This window comes from Rhizobium sp. SVR5-2C, assembly GCF_056755115.1.
Genome location: NZ_JBNDHT010000390.1, coordinates 1 through 275, shown reverse-complemented (window position 1 = coordinate 275; position 275 = coordinate 1). Strand labels below are relative to the sequence as shown.

1 protein-coding gene is annotated in these 275 nt (G+C 51.6%); it reads left to right on the top strand.

Annotation, left to right across the window (positions count from 1 at the left end):
* On the top strand, window positions 1-275 hold a 275-nt coding region (locus ACPYOI_RS36215), incomplete at both ends, for a BcsE family c-di-GMP-binding protein (RefSeq protein WP_481424190.1).

The following is a 275-nucleotide window of genomic DNA, read 5'->3' as shown; positions in this document are numbered from 1 at the left end:
CCCTTAAACATATTGAGGGCGAATGGCACCTGGCGCAGCAGGAAGAAACCGTGGTGCAACCGCGCAGCGATGAAAAACGAATCCTGAGCCATATTGCCGTTTTAGAGGGGGCACCTGCGCTCTCGGAAAATTGGTCGTTGTTTGATTCTAACGAAGCGCTTTTTAATGAAGCTCGCACAACCCAGGCGGCAACCATTGTTTTTTCGCTCATGCAAAATAACCAGATTGAAACGCTGGCGCGACAGATCCATACCTTACGTCGCCAGCGCGGAAGC